Genomic DNA, 16,662 nt, shown 5'->3' with positions numbered 1-16,662 from the left:
ATGGCTGGGGTGGGTATGACTGAGACGATGGGCATTCCGGACGTGCGGGTCGGCCACTGGACCGACCCGCTCGGCGAAACCGGCTGTACGGTCGTCATTTTCCCGCCGGGCACGGTCGCGTCCTGCGAGGTGCGCGGCGGTGCGCCGGCCAGCCGGGAACTGGACGCGCTGGCCCCGGACAAGACGGTCCCCTGTATCGACGCGGTCGTCCTGACCGGCGGCTCGGCGTTCGGTCTCGCCGCGGCCGACGGCGTCATGCGCTACCTCGAGGAAACCGGCCGGGGCGTGCCCACTCCCGGCGGCAACGTGCCGATCGTGCCCGCGCTGGCCCTGTTCGATCTGAGTGCGGGCGACCCGAAGGCCCGGCCGACCGCCGAGCGCGGCTATGCGGCGGCCCACGCCGCCGCCGGCGAGCAGCTGCTCGCCGGACGCATCGGAGCGGGCACCGGCGCGTACACCGGACACTGGCGCGGTCCCGCCGCGCGCAGGCCCGGCGGCCTCGCCTACATCGAACGACGGTGGCACGAGCTCGTTGTCGGCGCGCTGTGCGTGGTCAACGCGTTCGGCGATATCGACGACGGCACCACCGAGATCGTGCTCGACTCGGTCACCCAGCTGGACCTGGTCAACACCTCGGCGCGGATGCACACCACGATCGGCACGGTGATCACCAACGCCCGGCTGGACAAGGTCGGCTGCCACATCGTCGCGCAGGGCGCGCACGACGGCTTGTCGCGGGCCCTCACGCCGCCGCACGGCCGCTTCGACGGCGACGGATTCATCACCGCGGCAACGGGATCCGTCGAGGCCGAGGTCGACCTGGTGCGGCTGATGGCGCTCGCGGCGGTGACCGAGGCCATCCGCTCGGTCGCGGCGGCGCCCCGGTAGCGATCGCACCGATCGGCTACCAGGCGCCATCGTCGAACTCCGCCCGGACGGCGACCACCGCGGCCTCGATCCGGCTGGCCACCTTCAGTTTCGCGAGAATGCGACTGACGTATTCCTTCACCGTCTCCGGGCTGATGAACAACCGGGAGCCGACCTCCCGGTTGGACAGTCCGTCGACGACCAGCCGCAGGATCTCCCGTTCTCGCTTGGTCAGCGTCGAAAGCCGTTGCCGCACCTCATAATCCATCGTCACTCCGGCGTGTACCCGGCCCGCGCGCGGTGCCATCGCCAATACCGCGCCCGAGGCGAGCACCTCGAGCACCTCCAGCACCGCGACCACGCCGCGGTCCATCGCCACCACCGCGTCGACCCGATCGATATCCGCCTTGGCGGCACCGTCTTCCACCAGCAGCGTGATCATCGGGGCGTGCTCCACCGCGCGCAGCCGGTCCACCGTCTCGGCCAGCCCGGCCAGCCGGGTCACCGAGGCGTCGAGGACCACCACGTCGGGATGCCAGCGCACGGTCCGATCGACCACCTCACGCCAGGTGCAGGTCCCGGCGAGCGCGAAACTGCCCGAGGCCGTCACCGCATCCTCGAAATCCGTTCGGGCGAAAGGCAAGTCGGAGGCGACGAGCAGGGTCCTCGGCTGGACCACACCGACAGTGCGCAACCCGACCCGTCGCCGGCGGCCGTTGTGCAGCTGGTTCACCTGATCCGATCCGAAGCCGACTGTCATGGCGGACCATCGGCCACATCGACGCGCGAACGTCCGAGCACCTTCTCGCGCGTGCGGGGTTCTTCGCCACCAGGCCCGGCTTCGTCCAGTTCGGGCGCGCGTTCCTCGCCGGAGGGACCGAAGACGATGCCGTTCTTCCAGCCGCTGCGTTCGAACAGCCGCATCACCGGGGTGGCCACGAACGTCGTGACGATCGCCATCAACGCGAGGATCGTGTAGAGCTGGCCGGTGATCAGCCCCGCGGTGAGGCCGATGTTGAGCAGGATCAGCTCCATCAATCCGCGTGCGTTGGCGAGCGAGCCCATCGCACCGGCTTCGCGCCAGCTCATCCCCTGCCACCGCGCCGTGAGTCCGATGGCACCGAACTTGCCCGCGAAGGACACGACCATCACGACGGCCGCGACCGCAAGCACCTTCGGCTCGAAGATCAGGCTGAGCTTGGTATTGAGTCCGGAGTAGATGAAGAAACCCGGCAGCAGCAGGTAGGCGACCAGCGGTTCGAAGCGATCACGGATGGTGTCGAGGAACTGCCCGCGCGGCATCACGCAACCTGCCACGAAAGCACCGAACACCGAATAGATCCCGACGTAGTCGGTGAACCAGCTGCCGAGCAACACCACGAGCAGCACGATCACCAACGGCGTCACCGGCAGACCACCGGTGCGCTCCCCGTCACCGTCCCGCGGCTTCCAGGTATTCAGCCGCACCAGGAAGCGCCGCGCGATGACGGTCATGAAGATCAGATAACCCAGGCCGCCACCGATCGCGAGGAAAGCACCGGACATGCTGTCCTTGGTGGTGGCCACGACCGTCGCCAGCAGCACCCAGGCGCAGGCGTCGTCGAAGGCCGCGCACGATAGCGACATGGTGCCGAGTCGAGTGTTCAGAAGACCCGAGGCGTGAATGATCCAGGCCAGCATCGGAAACGCGGTGATGGCGACCGCCGAGGCGACGAACAACGCGCCCTGCACGCTGCCCACTTTGTCGGTGAAGTAGCCACCTTGGGCGACCATCCACCAGCCCACCGCTCCACCCAGTACCAGGGGAACCCCGATACCGGCGAACGAGGTAGCGCCTGCCTTGCCGAGATGCGTCCGGAGAATCTCCAGCTTGAACGAGGCGCCGACCAGGAACATGTACAGCACCAAGCCGAGCTGACCTACGACATAAATGGTGGTGAGATTCGGGTGGGTGATTGTCGCCGTGCCCACTTTGAGCGTCGTCGGAAAGAGCCACTCCTGCGCGGCAGGCCACACCGCACCCAGCACCGATGGCCCCAAGACGAAGCCGGCGGCCATGATCGCCACCACCTGAACCTGCCCGAGCCGCCGGAACACCGGCCACAGCAGGCGGCAGGTCACGAGAATGATCGCGACCTGCAAAAAGAAATGCGTTGCGACTTCGAGTAATGAGGGCATCGAAAACCTCTGATGTCAAAAGAGGTGTCCACCTTCGCCGTAGCGATGGTGGACACTCGGCTACGGGGTCGGCACGGCTAGCACTTGCACGGTCGACCTCGCCGTCGCGACCAGCTTGTTGTCCTCGGTGTACGCGTCCGCGTCGATGTAGATGGCCGTTCGTCCGGCTTTACGCACGGTGGCGATCAACCGCAGCCGCTGCCCCGGAAAGGTCTGCCGCATGAAATGCGTGGTCAGTTCCAGGGTGGTGGCCGGACCGCGGGCCGTGAGGTAGCTGAGCGGGCCGACGAGGTTGTCGAACATCGCGGAGATGAAGCCACCCTGCACCAGGCCGACCGCATTCGCGTACTGCGGCGGTGCCACCGCCGTCGCGGTCAACGACTTTCCCGGCACATACTCTTCGAATTGCATATCCATGTCTTTCGCCGACGGCGGCGGAAGCTGGAGAGTTACGCCGGGCGGGGTAAAGCTGCGAAAGAGCTCGATGGTGTATTCGAGGACCTTGTCGTGTCCGTGAATCGTGGCTTCATCGCTCATTTAGTGGCTCCTCCATTGCTGCGACTCTGTTCCGCGGCTGTCAGAAATGTTTCCAACATCGTGTTGAACCCCGGCGCATGCTGGACGGCATGCCCCGCTCCGGGCAAATGGGCCCGCTGCGCGTCCAGGCGCGCGGCGATGGCATCGCACACCCGCTCGAGCGCGGGGTGGTGATCTCCCGAGAACACCAGCGTCGGCACGCCGGCCTCGGTGATGGTTTCGAATCGAGGCTTGGCCTCGCGCGGCGAACGCAGCTTGCGCCCCATATCGAGCGCCTCGCGTACGTCGTCGCCCACGTCGTCGAGCATCTTCGGATCGACGCCGGCCACCGCGAAGAATTCCTTCTCGGCCTCCGCGTCATCGGTGCTCTCGGCGTATCGATCGGACAGTTCCGCCAGCTCACGCACGACTTCGTCCTCTTCGGCGGCGTTCCACAGCGGCGCCTCGATCAGCGTCAGCGACCGAACCAGGTGCGGTAGTCGCTCGGCCGCGATGATCGCGCCGAGGCCGCCGTAGGAGAAGCCGATGAGGTGCACGCCGCCCGGGATCTCCTCGATGAGCGCTGTCAGGTCGTCGGCGTCGGCGAGGAAGTCCTGCCACGGCGCGGCGGGGCTCGGGGAGAAGCCACGTCGATTCGGCACGATCAGCGACCAATTCGCCTCGAGATCCCGCTGCGCCGCCCAGGTCATCGGCGCGGGCATCCCGCCGTGCACCAGCACGACGGGAGGTCCGGTACCCGATTTCCGAATGGCCAGCGGCTCCGTGGACGGCGAGCCGACCGGGTCGAACGTTCCTTCTAAAGTCATAGCCTCTCGGTTCCTTCCAGAGTCATTGCTCTCTCCTCGGCCCGAACGATGGCTTCGTAACGCTCCGGCGTCAGCTCCTGGTAGGTGCGGTCCCCTGCGTCGCGCACATAGATGGGCTCCCCTTCCCGCGGCGCAAAACCCTCGCGCTGCAGCGCCAACTTGGACAGTTTCAGTGTCGCTGTTGTTTCCAGCGTGGGCCGGACTCGCACGAAAACCGGTCGTGCGTAAGGCGGTAACGCCGCGTCGAGATGCGCGGCGAGCGCGTCGCCGTCGAATCGAGCGCCGTCGGCGAGCACGACGGCCGCCATCCCGGCCCGGCCTTCGCGGCCCGGAATCGGCACGCCGTACACGCTGGCCGAGTCGATGCCGGGCCAGCGCACCAGCTGCTCCTGCACCTCGGTGGTCGACACGTTCTCGCCCTTGTAGCGGAAGGTATCGCCCAGCCGATCCATGAAGAACAGATTCTTCTTGGCGTCCACGCGGAACACATCTCCAGTGTTGTACAGCGCGTCGCCGTCGCGGAAGGCGTTGGTGACGACCTTCGCGCGGGTGGCCCGCTCGTCCCGGTAGCCGCCGAACGGCGTCTTCTTCCGGATGGGCCCGAGCAGCACCCCGGTTTCGCCGGGCCTGCTCTCCACCAGCCGACCGTTCTCGCGCACGAAATCGTCGCGCTCGAAGTCCCATTTCGCCAGCTTGCCGCCGAGGCGCAGCTTGCCGACCGAGCCGACCTCGCCGGACAGGTTGATGGTGGCGATATTGCCCTCGGTGGACGCGTACATCTCGACGATCCGCGGTATCGCGAACCGCGCCTGCAGCGTCGTCCAGACGTCGGCCTGCAGCCCCTGGCCGACCATCACCCGCACCCGATGCCCGCGGTCGCGGTCGTCGGGCGGGGTGTTGACCAGGTACCGGCACATCTCGCCGATGTAGTTGCAGCCCGTCGCCTCGAAGCGGTGCATGTCGTGCCAGAACGTGCCTGCCGAGAAGCGCCGGCCGAGCGCCAGCGTGGCACCGTGGGCGAGCACGCTGGACAGGGCGATCACCAGCGCGTTGGTGTGGAACAGCGGCAGGCAGTTGTAGATGACGTCCGACGGTTCGAGCCGCCAGGCCAGCGCGCCGGTGACCCGCCCGACGGTGGTCAACCGCTGGTAGCTCATCACGGCGGCCTTGGGCAGCCCGGTCGTTCCGCTGGTGAATATGTAGGCGCCGGTGTCGCCGAGAGCGTGCTCGGCGGTTTCGGGCGGATCGGTGGACGTCGGGCTCTGCACGAATCGCAGCAGACCCGCCGCGTCACCGGCGGGCACCTTGCGGTCCTCGTCCACCCGGCACCGTCGCAGCAGTTCCTCCGGCACCCGGTCGCGCACGGCCAGGAACGCGGGCAGGCACTCCGACCCGACGGTCATCTGGTTCGCCCCGCACACCGACAGAGCGTGCGCGAGCCCGTCACCACGGGCCCGCGTATTGACCAAAGCCGTTACGACACCGAGCTTTCCGGCCGCCAGATAGTGCCAGACGAACTCCGGCCGGTTCTCCATGAGCAGGGCGAGCACGTCGCCTTTGCGGACGCCCGCGGCCCGGTAGGCGTGGGCGATCCGGTTGACAATGCGATTGGCCTGCGCGTAGTCGAACTGCTGATCCTCATAGAGCAGGAACGGATGGTCCGCCTGCCGCACGCTTCTGCGCTCGAGCTCGAGGGCCAGCGTTCGGTTGGACCCGGTGCCTTCGAGCAGGCCCCGGGCGAGGGTTCCGTACGACTGGATGCGGTGGATCAGCGACACGCTAAGCGCCCTCCGATAATTTCGCCACCCTCGACGGACTCTGCCGTCATGGCGGCAAAGTACGTTTCCCGCGAATTGGTCAAGATCCACCTCCTCGTGCTGTCGGTCCTACGCCTGCAGTGCCGCCTCGGCCTGTTCCCGCCGGGGCAGGTCGACCCGCGCGGCGATCTCCTGCTCGAACGAGTTCGCCCAGGATTCCAAGCGATCGACATTGCGCCGCATGTCCCGGAAGGTCTGCGCGGCGGTCTTGTCGGTGAGCAGATCCAGGTGCAGCTGCGCACAGATCGGCACCTTGCTGTACTCAACGAACAGGTACTTGTCCGGTTGCGGCGCCTGCGCCGCGAAGGCCCGCAGGTTCGCCTGCATCCGCGACTGGATGCCGAAGAACCGCGACGCGATGGGATGGAACTCCTCGGCCGCGTCCGGGCTGGTGAGCAGGCCGCGGAACAGCATCTGCGACGGCAACGCCCAGTAGAACGAGGTATCCCACATGACCTTGGTGAACATGGCCGGTGCGTGCCCGAAGATCTGGTAGTTGTCGTGGTACATCTGCAGGTAGTTCGGCCACAGATCCTCGAGCAGCAGCCGGTTGTACGACTGCGCGACATCGGGGGTCAGGCGGCCCTTGCGGTCGAGTTCGATCATCCGCGTCGTCATGGTGTTCGTGTACGCGATGTAGTCCGAACCGGGGCTGTAGAACGCGTCGAGGAAGACCGCCGCCTCCCCGACGCACGCCCACCGATTGTGCGAGAAGGCTTGGGTAGAGCCGTAACTCGCGTTGCGCAGCACCAGGAAGTCGAGCAGCTCGGCGTTCTCGGTGAACTTCGCCAGCGTCGGCTCGTGCTCGGCGATCCATTGCCGCGCTTTGGTTTCCGTCGAGTACGTCTTGAACGGGTGGATCCGCTCGTCGGTCACGATGCCGATGCTGGTGTTCCCGGAGGACAGCGGAATCATCCACACCCAATACCCGGTACCCATCAGGTGATTGGTCGAAAACCACCGGCGCTCTTGGGTCTTCGGCATCCAGGTCGGGCTGGTCGGCTGCGCCATCTTCTCCACGTCGTACTCACCCTTGAGGCGCCACCAGGCCGCGTTGATCTTGTGCGGGCTCGGCGTGCCGAGGCCGAGCTTGCGCTGGATCAGCTTGCCGCGCCCCGAGGCGTCGGCGACGAAACGGGTACGGACCGAGCGCTCGCCGACGCCGGCGATCTCGTAGGTGACGACATGATCGTCGTCATCCTCCGACAACTCGATGTCGATGACCTTGGCCTGCTCGATCAGATCGATGCCGAGATCCTTGGCGCCGTGGCGCAGATCGCGCTCGAAGATGCCGCGGTCGATCTGATACGAGGGCACCCGGGCGAACCGCCGCGCACCGATCTCGGGCCGTGCTTCGAACGGGCCGTGCTGGTCGCCGAAGAACAGGCGCAGCCCGAGCTTGTGCAGGTGCTGCTTGTTGAAATATCCGGTGAGGCCGAGCTGCTCGGTGAAGTAGTGCGCGCCGCCTTCGACCGTCGCCTCCCCCACCTTGTACGCGCCGTCCGGGATGTCGCCGCCGGTCCGTTCCAGCACCAGCACGGTGAGGTCCGGCATGCTCCGCTTGAGCTGGCGCGACAGGGTCAACCCCGCCAGGCCGCCGCCGCAGACCACCACGTCGTAACGTTCGATCGGTTTCATTGCTTTTCTCCGTTCGAGCTGCTGCTCAGTGCCCATCCATCAGGCTGGTGAAGCTGGGGAATTGGTCCTCGGCGGACAGCTCGTCGGCGATTGTCCGCATCACCTGTGCACTCGGGTTCTGGATGAACAGGTGGCCACCGGGAACGGTGGTGAGCTCGAACCGGCCGCTGGTCAGCTTCTCCCAGCCCTGCAGCTGGTCGACCTCGAACAGCGGGTCCTCGGCGCCGCGCAGCACCGTGATCGGCGCCCGCAGCACGACACCGTGTTCGAACCGGTAGTCGCCCAACATCTTCAGATCCGCTCGCACCGCGGGCATCATCGGTTTGACCGAGGCCTCGTCTGCTACTGGTATCGCAAGCAGGTCGTTGTCGCGCAACACCTCGAGCACCCTGCTGTCGGTTTCGCGATCCATGTCGAACCCGTCGCGAATGTGCTTGAGGTTGCGCACGTAGCTCTCGACCAGCGCCGGCGAGGGCCAGCCGCCGATGATCAGCTTGAGCGGGATCTCGGCGTAGTTCTGCTCGAGGTACTTGGTGAGCTCGTAGGCCAGCAGGCTGCCCATGCTGTGCCCGTAGATCGCGAAGGTCCGATCCAGGTGCGGCAGCATCGCATCGGCCAGTTCCGCGATGAAGTCGGGCATGGAGTCGATCGGCACCTCGTTGACGCGATCCTCGCGCCCCGGGTACTGGATGCCGACGACCTCGACCGTGTCCGGCAGGTAGTTCGGCCACGGCGTGAAGACCGAGGCGCCGCCACCGACGAACGGCATCGCGAACACGCGCAGCGACGCCGTGCTGGACCGGCCCTTCACGGTATGGATCCAGCGTTGCGGCCCTGCGTTTTCCGACGATGCGGGCAGCACGCCGTTAGCCTCGCCGAAGACCTGTGCGAGCACCTCGGTGGCGAGTTCGACGAGCGTCGGCCCGCGCATCAGACCCATGGTCGGGAAGTCGATGTCGAGATGCTTGGCCAGCGAGTTACGGATCTGGCCTGCCATGAGCGAGTCCATGCCGAGGTCGGTCAGCGCGACGTCGTGCGCGAGACGGTCGATCGGCATGTCGAAGATCCGCGAGATCTGCTGCGACAGGGCCTCGACCAGTCGCGGCTGGCGCAAACCCTCCTCGAGTTCGAGGAGTTCGGCGCGCAGCCCCTCGGTGCCGCCGGTGCTGGCGGACCCGACGCTGTCGGCCAGCGCAAGGTGAGCGAGCCGTGGCGAACTGCGGATGATCGGCATGACCTGGTTCATCTTCGCCCAGTTGACACCGAAAACGCTGGTGCTGGTGACACCTTGGGCCAGGCAGCGACCGATGAAGTCCAGCGCGTGGTCCGGCGAGATCGGTGTCCAGCCCAGCCGGGCCAAGGTGTCGAGCTTGTTGCGTGCCACGAACCCGACTTCGGCCATGGCGCCCCAGTTGATGGTCAGGGCAGGCAGTCCGAGTTCATGCCGGTGCGTGGCGAGCGCCTCCAGGAACCCGTTGGCCGCAGCGTAATTGGCCTGGCCGGGGGTGCCGACGTTCCAGCTCATCGACGAGAACATGACGAACGCGTCGAGATCGGCGTCCCGGGTGTGGTTGTGCAGGTGCCAGGCACCGTCGACCTTGGGTTGCACCGTGCGCAGGAAGTCCGCCTCGGTCATGCCCGCCAGCGGGCCGTCGGTCAAAACCATTGCCGCGTGGTAGATCCCACGCAGCGGCGGCAGTTCCGCGATCCGTTCCAGCAGGCCGACCACCTCGGCCTCGATGGACACGTCGGCCTTTTCGAGCACCACGTTGACGCCGAGGGCCCGCATCGCCTCGATGGGCTCCTCGTTCTCCTCGTCGATCTGGCCGCGGCGACCGACCAACACCACTGTGCGGGCGCCCTTTTCGACCAGCCACTCGGCGGTGCGCAGGCCGAAGCCGGTGTAGCCGCCGGTGATCAGGTAGGTGCCGTCCGCGTCGACCGGCTCCTCGCCGCTCGAGGTCGGGTGGACCAGCAGCTCGGTGTCGGGCTGGTACTCGACGACGATCTTGCCGATCTGCTTGGCGGTGACCATGTACCGGAACGCCGAGGCCACCTCGGTGGCATCGAAGTCGGTGTGCGGCAGCGCGGGCAGCGTGCCCGCGACGACCGCGTCGAGCACCTTGGTCATCGACTCGCGGCACAGCGCCGGGTCTTCCTTCAGCATCCGGTCGATGTCGATCGCGGAGTAGCTGAGGTTGTTGCCGAACGGCTTCAGGCCCAGTTTGTAGTTGTCGTAGATGTCCTTCTTGCCGATCTCGAGGAAGCGGCCGCGCGGGCGGAGCAGCTCGAGGCTCTTCGGAATCGTCTCGCCCTGCAGGGAATTGAGCACCACGTCGACGCCGTCGAAGCGCTGCCTGATCTCCTGGGCGAAGTCGAGCGAACGGGAGTCGAAGACGTCCGCGATGCCCAGCGAGCGCAGGTAGTCCCGCTTCTCGTCGCTACCGGCGGTCGCGATGACCGTCGCACCGAACGAGTGCGCGATGTGCACCGCGGCGAGGCCGACGCCGCCGGCCGCCGCGTGCACGAGCACCCGGTCGCTCGGCCGCAGCCTGCCCACTTCCACCAGCGCGTACCACGCGGTCAGGTAGGCCATCGGCAGCGTGGCCGCCTCGGCGTCCGACAGGTTCGACGGCGCCGCGTAGACCCGGCTGGCATCGGCGACCACCAGGTTGCCGAAGCAGCCGCGAGCGAACGCGACGACGCGATCGCCGGGTGCGAGACCGTCCACATCGGGTCCGACCTGGGTGATGGTGCCCGCGCATTCCACGCCGAGGTTGCTCTCGTAGAAGCCGCCGAAAGTCGCGCCCTCCGAAAGCAATCCGAGCGTGAGCATGATGTCGCGGAAGTTCAGGCCGGTGGCCAGCGGCCGAATGGCGACCTGACCGCTGCCGAGGACCGGCAGCTCCTGCCGTTCGTAGCGCAGCTGCTCGACGCCCGACTCGGCGGGCACCGCCAACGCGAACGGGGTCTCGTCCGACACCCGGGCCGGGATCGCGACCGAGTCCTCGAACTCGGTGAGCGAGACATGCTCGAGGCGGTCGATGTATCGCGTGTCCGCGCGGAACGCGACCTCCTCGTCGGCCGCATCAACGTGCAACAGCTCATCGAACAGCTGGGTTGCGCGCTGCTCGGTGGGCGCGGTCGGATCGAAGTCGAAGATCTTCGCCCGCAGGCTGCTGTGCTCGCTCAACAGCACCCGCAGGATGCCCCAGCTCGGAACCTGGCTCAGCGCAATGTGTTCCGTCCGCTCGAGGACCTGCGCCCCCGACGTCCCGATCCACAGCCGCGGCGCCTGCACCCAGTCCAGTTCCTCGACCGCCTGGGCCAGCGCGATCACGCTGTAGGCGCCCTCGCTCTCCACCGCGGGCAGCGCCGCGGTGGTCAGCTCGGCCTCGGCGAAGTCCAGGTTCCACAGATGAAGCACACCGGCCACGTCACCGGCGTACTCCCGCACCTGCTCCAGCACGCGCTGGAGATCGGCGCTGCTGTTCGAGCGCACCCGATAGGTGCGGCCGTCGATCTGCTCGTAATCGTCACCGCGAGTGACGATTACGCCGGACGCACCGGCCTCGCCGAGCAGCGCGGCATAGCGTTCGCCGACACCGTCCGCGTCGGCCAGCACCACCCAGGGCGCCGGCTCGACGCGCGGCTGGAACGGCGCGAGATCGATGGCCTGCGTCCGCGCCAGGATCACCGAGTTGCCGGTCTCCTCCGGTGTCGCCATATCGGAGAAGATCTGGACGCCCTCGAAGCCGACGGTGGGCAGGAACTCGCGCCAGGTCGCCTCCCGCATCAGCGGGTAGTCGGGCCGCAGCTCGTGATCGCTGAACGCCCACCAGCCCTCGGTCATGCCGAAGGTCAGGTCGACCCAGTGCGGTGGCACCGTCGCCTCGACCACCAGCAGCAGACCCTGCGAGGTCAGCAGGCGCTGCACGTTGCCGAGGGTGTGGCTCAGACTTGCCGTGGCGTGCACGACATTCGAGGCCACCACGATGTCGTAGTAGTGCGGATCGAAGCCCTGGCCCTCGATGTCGTGCTCGATGTCGAGGACTCGGTAGTCGATGAAGTTGTATTCGCTGAACCGATGGCGCGCCTTGCCGAGGAACAGCTGCGTGATGTCGGAGTACACGTATTCCGCACGGTCAGCAGGCAATTCGGACAGGACGTACGGGGTGGTGCCGCCGGTGCCCGCGCCGATCTCCAGCACCCGCACCGGACGATCGGCAGGCAGCTCGCGCACGATCTCCGCGACGACCTTGCTGACGATGCGGTTGGCCTTGCCGAACGAGAACGAGGGACCGTAAAGGTCGGCGACCGACTGGAATTCGTCCTCGGGGAAGATCAGCTCGATGGGATTGACGTCATCGCGCAGCACCGCGTCCAGTTTCGTGCCGCACCGTTCCAGCACGGCGAGCTCGGGCACGCATTCGTCGGGACGCCGCGTCCGCAACTCCGCGAGAGCCGCGACCGTGTCGACCCGCTCCGGCACCACCAGCAGCCGCCATGCGTCACCGGCCGGCTCGACAACCCCGTGCTGCGAAAGCAGTTCCAGCACGCGAGCGAGGTATCGGAGGTGCTTGTCGGCCACCCCCATCTCGGCCGCGATCTCGTCGACGGTAAAGCTTCGGCCCACCGCGAACTGCATGCCGAGCTTGTAGAAGGCCTCGGTCATGTACGCGACGCAGAGCTCGTTCATCTCCGCTTCGGTCACCGCGTGGTACTCGCGGTTGACCGACCAGTGCCGCAGCTCGTCGACCAGCGGCTCGACAGCCGTGTCGAGGGCGGCGACCGACGGGAAGGTGTCGGCCGGGATGCGCGTCTTCGTGCGCACCGGCGACTCGTGCCAGCGGAACTCGTAGAGCCACTGCAGCAGTGCGTCGCCGTCCTCGGTGCTCTGCGTGATGGACTTGCCCTTGAAGCCTTCGAGCTCGGCCACCAGGGTGCCGTCTTCGTTGACGATCCATAGATCGCCGTAGCAGTACGCGATATCGTCGGTGACCTGGGCGCGCCCGTAGCAGTACACCCGGCCGGTCGCCTTGGCGTAGAAGCTGAGCCGCTTGACCTCGACCGGCAGGTAGAGGGTCTTGTCGTCGTTGTTCGGGTCGTTGCCCATCGAGATGGACAGCGACTGGAAGCACGAATCGAGCACCGCGGGATGGATCGCGTGCCGGGGCGCCTCGTCCGCCAGGGCGGCCGGTGTGTCGATGCGGCCGAGCGACTTGAGTTCGGCGTAGTTGAGCTTGGTGATCGCCTTGAACGTCGGGCCGAGCATCAGGCCGTTGTTGCGGAGCTTGGCGAAAACGTGCGCGGGTTCGATCTCGTCGGGGCATTCCGCGTCGAGCTCGGCGAACGGCACCGGCAGTTCGGTGGCGGGGGCGCCGCGGCGCAGGGTGCCGACCGAGTGCAGGGTCCAGTCCTTGTCGCCGTCCTGACGGCTGTACACCGAGTAGTGCAGCGACTCGGTCAGCACCACCTGGACGACGGGGGCGGGCCGGTCGTCGAAAACGAAGAGCGCGCGGCGGAATTCGACATCCTCGAGCGAGTACAGACCCGCACCGAACGCGCTTTCCGCACAGCCGAGCACCATGTCCAGGTATGCCGCACCGGGGAACACGATGGGGCCCTGCACGCGGTGGTCGTCGAGCCACGGGTAGATGGCCGGGTCGAGCACCAGTTCCCAGACATGCTTGCCCGGCTCGTCCGCGACCCGGCCTACCTCGCCGACCAGCGGATGGGCCAGCGACGGGAAGCGCCGATCATGCGCCAACGGCGTTTCCAGCCAATAGGTTTCGCGCTGCCACGGATAGAACGGCACCTGCACCCGCTGCTCGATCCCCGCGAACAGGGCGTCCCAGGACGGGTCGAACCCGGCCACGTACAGCGCGGCGAGCGAGGACAACAGGGTTTCGCGATCGCTCTGCTTGCGGTGCAGCGACGCGACGGCGATGCCCTCGGCGTGCCGCTGGTCGAGCAGTTCCCCGATGGCGGTCCCGTGGATGGGGTGCGGGCCCAGCTCGATGAACGCCAGGTGCTGATCCTCGATGAGGCGATCGATGGTCGGCGCGAACTTCACCGGCTCGCGCACGTTGTGCCACCAGTACTCGGCGTCGAGCCCACCGGTCGGCACGATGTCCGCGGTGACCGTGGAGTACATCGGCACCGTGGCCGGGCCCGAGGTGAGGCCGGACAGCGACGAGATCAGTTCGTCCTGCAGCGGATCCATGTGGTGGCTGTGGAACGCCACGCTGACCTGGAGCATCCGGGCGAAGATCTTTTCCGCGCTCAGCTCGCGCTCGATCTCCTCTAGCGCATCCGGATCACCGGCCAGCGCAATGGATTCCGGGCCGTTGAGGGCCGCGATGGACACCCGGCCGCGATACCCGGCGACCCGCTGTTCCACCTCGCTCAGCGGCAGACCGACCGCGAGCATCTTGCCCTTGCCGGAAGCCTGCTGCTGCACCCGGCTGCGATGGAAGATGACCCGGACCGCGTCCTCGAAGGACAACGCCCCCGACACGTACGCGGCGGCGACCTCACCGATGCTGTGGCCGACCACGGCGGCGGGGACGATGCCCCAGCTCTGCCACAGCGCGGCCAGACCGACCTGCACCGCGAACACCGCGGGCTGGGCGATGAAGGTCTCCCCGATGCGGCTGTCGGCCTCGTCGCGACCGAGTTCCTCGAGCACGCTCCAGCTGGCATGCTTGCTCAGCTCGCCGTCGACCCGCTGCACCGTCTGCCGGAAAACCTCGTTCTGCGCGAGCAATTCACGCGCCATGCCCCACCACTGCGGGCCCTGACCCGAGAACACGAACGCCACACTCGGCGCGGCGGGCGCCTTCACGCCGCTGCGAATCGCCTCCGGCGCTGCACCTTTCGCGACATCTTGCAGTGCGTCGCGCAGCTCGTCCGTCGAGGAGCACACCATGGCCAGGCGGTGGTCGTAATGCGCGCGCGTCTGCGCCTGGGTGGCCGCGAGGGCGGGCAGTGCCGCTACCGCCGGCTCGTCCAGGAATTCCGCGTAGGTGTCGGCGTACGCGTGCAGCGCCTCCTTGGTCTTCGCGCTGAGCGTGAACAGCACCGGTTCGTGTGCCGCTACCGTCTCTGTCTTCGCGTTGTCCGCGTTGGCATTTGCCGCGTCCAGCGCGCCCTCGGGCGGGGCCTCCAGGATCACGTGCGCATTGGATCCACCGAACCCGAAGGAGTTCACGCCCGCGAGGCGTGGCCCGTCACCCGGCCACGGCTGCCTGGTCTGCGCGAGCTGCAGGCCCAATTCCTCGAACGGGATTTCCTTGTTGGGCACCGCGCCGTGCAGGTTCGCCGGGATCTCACCGTTTTGCAACACGAGGCAGGCCTTGATCACACCGGCGATGCCCGCGGCCGACTCGAGGTGGCCAAGGTTCGACTTCACCGCGCCGACGATGCACGGCCCGTTGCCATTTCGGCCGATGCCGAGCGCCTTGCCGAGCGCGCGCGCCTCGATCGGGTCGCCGACCGCCGTACCGGTGCCGTGCGCCTCGACGAAGCCGATGTCGGCCGGACGGACGCCGGCGTCGCGGCAGGCGTCGATGATCATCTGCGCCTGCGCGTCCTCGCTCGGCACGGTCATACCGTTGGTGCGGCCGTCGGAGTTCGTCGCGCTGCCCCGGATCACCGCGTAGATGCGGTCACCGGCGGCGACGGCGGCGGACAGCTTCTTGAGCACGATGGTGCCCGAGCCCTCACTGCGGATGTAGCCATCGCCGTTGTCGCTGAACGACTTCGAGCGACCTTCCGGCGACAGGAAGGTGCCCTGACTGAAGCCGATGGTCGCCTCGGGGATGAGCAGCGTGCTGACACCGCCGACCAGTGCCATCTCCGCCTCACCGGAACGGATGCTGCGACAGGCGAGATGGATCGCGATCAACGAGGACGAGCAGGCGGTGTCCACGATCATGCTCGGTCCGCGCAGGTCGAGCATGTACGAGACGCGGTTGGCCACAATGCAATTCGTGACACCGGTCATCGTGTGACCGCCGATGAGGTAACGGTTCTCCGGGTTCAGCTGGATGATGCCGTAGTCATGACCCGAAACACCCGCGTAGACAGCGGTTTTGGTGCCCGCGAGGTCCTCGGGCACAATTCCCGCGTCCTGCAACGCTTCCCAGGTCGTCTCGAGGAAGAGGCGCTGCTGCGGGTCGATCCGCGCGGCCTCGTGCGGGGTGATGCCGAAGAACTGCGCGTCGAACGACGAGACATCGTCGAGGTATCCGCCCTGCCGCGTGCGCAGATGGCCGGGCCGGGCCGCATCGCGGTCGTAGAAGGCGGCGCCGGACCAGCGGTCCTCCGGGACCTCCCGCACCGCGTCCCGCTCGTCGAGCAGGAGTTGCCAGAAATCGGCCACATCGGAAACTCGTCCCGGGAACCGGCAGCCGATCCCTACGACGGCAATGCCCTCGTTGGCGGTCGACTCGGCCTCGATCGAGGAGCTGTGCACAGAATCCATCGCATTACCTTCGTCTTGTAAACACACATCTATCGACCACGCCGGCAACGTCTCAGTTGTTGCCGCCGCGGCGATCAGGATCCGTATCGACCATTCGCGCGCGGCGTGGCGATGCGCGCGATCGCGGCATCTTTCCCGTCAGCGAGGCGATATCGAGCAGGCTGTTGTTCAATGCAGGCGGTCATGTTCCCCCCTCGAGGAACATGACCGTCGAGATGAGATGATCGCCAGCCGAATGACTTTCGGTCGACGGCCGGGCGAACTCGAACGCCAGGCCGTAGCCGACACCGCTGTCGGCGCTCTGCGAACGGACCTCGGCGGTCGCTCCGAG

Annotated in this window: 8 protein-coding genes; 1 reads left to right on the top strand and 7 read right to left on the bottom strand. The window is 67.1% G+C overall.

Translation table 11 applies throughout. The annotated features are described in order from the left end of the window. Positions 1–15: 15 nt before the first annotated feature. The gene (locus ACFWF1_RS10705; protein WP_379281552.1) at positions 16–888 is read left to right on the top strand and encodes a P1 family peptidase; all 873 of its coding nucleotides are present in this window, start codon (positions 16–18) and stop codon (positions 886–888) included. A 16-nt stretch (positions 889–904) separates the two neighbouring features. Here the strand turns inward: ACFWF1_RS10705 and ACFWF1_RS10700 are convergent, their stop codons facing one another. From ACFWF1_RS10700 to ACFWF1_RS10670, 7 genes are all read right to left on the bottom strand, one after another. After that, positions 905–1,627, bottom strand: coding sequence for a LuxR C-terminal-related transcriptional regulator (locus tag ACFWF1_RS10700; protein ID WP_379281551.1), 723 nt, complete (start codon positions 1,625–1,627; stop codon positions 905–907). Beyond that, positions 1,624–3,045 carry a cation:proton antiporter gene (locus ACFWF1_RS10695; protein ID WP_379281550.1) on the bottom strand — a complete coding sequence of 474 codons (1,422 nt, stop codon included), beginning with the start codon at positions 3,043–3,045 and terminating at the stop codon, positions 1,624–1,626. Before ACFWF1_RS10695 ends, ACFWF1_RS10700 begins: the two co-directional genes overlap by 4 nt. 60 nt (positions 3,046–3,105) lie before the next feature. After that, a complete protein-coding gene (locus tag ACFWF1_RS10690; protein ID WP_379281549.1) occupies positions 3,106–3,582 on the bottom strand; it encodes a PaaI family thioesterase in 477 nt (158 codons plus the stop codon). Beyond that, positions 3,579–4,388, bottom strand: a complete 810-nt coding sequence (locus tag ACFWF1_RS10685) for an alpha/beta fold hydrolase (RefSeq protein WP_379281548.1) — start codon at positions 4,386–4,388, stop codon at positions 3,579–3,581. Before ACFWF1_RS10685 ends, ACFWF1_RS10690 begins: the two co-directional genes overlap by 4 nt. Continuing rightward, on the bottom strand, positions 4,385–6,166 hold the full coding sequence (locus tag ACFWF1_RS10680; protein WP_379281547.1) for a long-chain-acyl-CoA synthetase: 1,782 nt from the start codon (positions 6,164–6,166) through the stop codon (positions 4,385–4,387). Before ACFWF1_RS10680 ends, ACFWF1_RS10685 begins: the two co-directional genes overlap by 4 nt. A 108-nt stretch (positions 6,167–6,274) precedes the next feature. After that, positions 6,275–7,843: an NAD(P)/FAD-dependent oxidoreductase gene (locus ACFWF1_RS10675; protein WP_379281546.1), complete on the bottom strand. Its 1,569-nt coding sequence runs from the start codon at positions 7,841–7,843 to the stop codon at positions 6,275–6,277. Positions 7,844–7,868: 25 nt separating this feature from the next. Further along, positions 7,869–16,331 carry an SDR family NAD(P)-dependent oxidoreductase gene (locus tag ACFWF1_RS10670; protein WP_379281545.1) on the bottom strand — a complete coding sequence of 2,821 codons (8,463 nt, stop codon included), beginning with the start codon at positions 16,329–16,331 and terminating at the stop codon, positions 7,869–7,871. Positions 16,332–16,662 lie beyond the last annotated feature (331 nt).

This window comes from Nocardia sp. NPDC060255, from assembly GCF_042727395.1.
GTDB lineage: Bacteria > Actinomycetota > Actinomycetes > Mycobacteriales > Mycobacteriaceae > Nocardia.
Note: the sequence above shows the minus strand (reverse complement) of the source record. Positions and strands in the feature narration are given on the sequence as shown.

What these genes read in the sequence shown, in the direction of transcription:
- ACFWF1_RS10705 (WP_379281552.1), top strand. Translation starts at nt 16, where the DNA reads ATGACTGAGACGATGGGCATTCCGGACGTGCGGGTCGGCCACTGGACC.
- ACFWF1_RS10700 (WP_379281551.1), bottom strand. Translation starts at nt 1,627, where the DNA reads ATGACAGTCGGCTTCGGATCGGATCAGGTGAACCAGCTGCACAACGGC.
- ACFWF1_RS10695 (WP_379281550.1), bottom strand. Translation starts at nt 3,045, where the DNA reads ATGCCCTCATTACTCGAAGTCGCAACGCATTTCTTTTTGCAGGTCGCG.
- ACFWF1_RS10690 (WP_379281549.1), bottom strand. Translation starts at nt 3,582, where the DNA reads ATGAGCGATGAAGCCACGATTCACGGACACGACAAGGTCCTCGAATAC.
- ACFWF1_RS10685 (WP_379281548.1), bottom strand. Translation starts at nt 4,388, where the DNA reads ATGACTTTAGAAGGAACGTTCGACCCGGTCGGCTCGCCGTCCACGGAG.
- ACFWF1_RS10675 (WP_379281546.1), bottom strand. Translation starts at nt 7,843, where the DNA reads ATGAAACCGATCGAACGTTACGACGTGGTGGTCTGCGGCGGCGGCCTG.
- ACFWF1_RS10670 (WP_379281545.1), bottom strand. Translation starts at nt 16,331, where the DNA reads ATGGATTCTGTGCACAGCTCCTCGATCGAGGCCGAGTCGACCGCCAAC.